The sequence below is a fragment of the Holdemanella hominis genome, from assembly GCF_014306155.1.
Lineage (GTDB): Bacteria > Bacillota_I > Bacilli_A > Erysipelotrichales > Erysipelotrichaceae > Holdemanella > Holdemanella hominis.
This window is the reverse complement of record NZ_JACRWH010000103.1, coordinates 1-1,905: the sequence shown is the minus strand read 5'-3', so window position 1 is coordinate 1,905 and position 1,905 is coordinate 1. Positions and strand designations below refer to the sequence as shown.

Here is a 1,905-nt window from a genome sequence, read left to right as displayed (position 1 = left end):
GGTAGTGTCAAAAATCAACATTTTGATACAAATACAACTACCTTGATTTATTTGTATTTATCTTTAAGTTGTTTCCCTTTTTGTATACAAAAAGGGATGAACACAATATACTAAGTACGACCAAGAACCAGAATAGAGGTGTTCATCCCGTGCAAAGTATACCACAACTTATTGAACTTTTTAAACATTTTCAGTCTTCTGCTTTTATTTTCTTCACTCAGATTGAGCCTTTGATCTTGGCTGACTCAATTCCTGACTCTTTAAACAGTAAGATTAATAATACTGACTTCCTTAACTTGGTCCAGGATTGTCAGAATTCTTTACAGCGTCTTGATGACTATATCAATGTTCTTCATCCTTTAATAGCCAAAGAAATCAAGAGACTGATCAAGAAACAGAAATCTTCTTCCAATGACCGTATGATTCCTTATGCGGATTTCACAATCGATAAAGCTCCTATATTTGAAAAGACTGTTCAGACTTTGAATTTTGAACAGCTTCTCGAAGAAGCTCTCAAAGCTGGAAAGGAAATCAAACCCGTTAGATATCGTCCTGATTTTTCTTTTGAAGGCGTTTGTCCATTTTGTGGAGCTCCCCATGAATACATCTATGACAACAACGGTCGTGGACAATACAGGTGCAAAGTCTGTAGAAATACCTTCACAGTTAAGACCACTGCCTCTGATGAAGCAGGTATTTACTGTCCTTACTGTGGCCGTAAGCTTTTTAAACATCATGACCGTAAAAACTACGTTGTCTATGTCTGTCCTGGTAATAAATGTTCCTATTACAAGGAGAAAAAGAAGCTTTACAAGGAAGGCCATTACGTAGAGCTTGAAACTTCAAGCAAACAGTATAGATTTCGTTATCATTACCGTGATTTCAAGTTTGACATGAACACTTTGAAAACTATTTCTAATCATGAAGATATTGATTTCGATTTAAACAAGATCCATTTTGACCAAAAAGTTCTAGGTCTTGTGCTGACATACTATGTCAACTATGGTCTTTCTTCACGGAAAACAGCTCTGATTCTAAGACAGGTACATGGTTTGAAAATTTCTCATCAGACTGTTGTCAACTATGCTTCCAAAGTTTCTAAACTTATCAAACCTTTAGTAGACAACTACCCATACCAATTGACCAATACTTTATCCGGTGATGAAACCTATATCAAAGTCAGAGGCAAGAATCAGTATGTTTTCTTCTGGTCGGATCCTCATACAAAAATCATTACGTCTTACACTATCTATGCCAACCGTGACACAAAGAATGCATGCCAGTCCATTTATGACTGTCTTTCTAAATACAAGAACATTCCAGAAGATCTTCTGCTTATTACAGATGGAAATCCAATCTATAATGCTGCACAACTCTTTTTTCATATTAACGGCATAGATTTTATTCTTAAACAGGTAATTGGCGTTAAAAACAAAGACGAAGAATCCAAAGAATATAGACCATACAAGCAAATTGAAGAACGTTTGAACCGTACCTATAAACAAAACTATTATGGAACAAACGGATATCACACATTAAAATGTGCTAATGACTATATGGTTCTGTACGTCTGCTTCTTCAACTTTCTAAGACAACACTCATCTTTGAAATTCAAAACACCAGTAGACGATAATCTATTTAATAAAGATTCATTGATGCAGGACCGTTGGCTTAAGCTGATTGAATTAAGTGCTCAATACTATAACTAAAAATTCAAAGACCAAAATTTTTTTGATTTACATCAAAACGATGGGATAAGTGTATCTAAATTTCAGAACACTTATCTTTTTTTCTGTCTAAAATCTAAAGAATAGACAGTAAATCAGAAATTCTTGTAGAGTATAAACAATTTATTCAAATTTCGATCTTCCCATACCGAGTTTTTCATAAATTCTTTACACTACC

General features: G+C 34.3%; 1 protein-coding gene. It reads left to right on the top strand.

Translation table 11 applies throughout. The features are described from left to right. Positions 1 to 149 precede the first annotated feature (149 nt). Complete coding sequence (locus H8911_RS13005; protein WP_186999825.1) at positions 150 to 1,709, top strand: DDE-type integrase/transposase/recombinase; 1,560 nt, start codon at positions 150 to 152, stop codon at positions 1,707 to 1,709. The last annotated feature ends 196 nt before the right edge of the window (positions 1,710 to 1,905 follow it).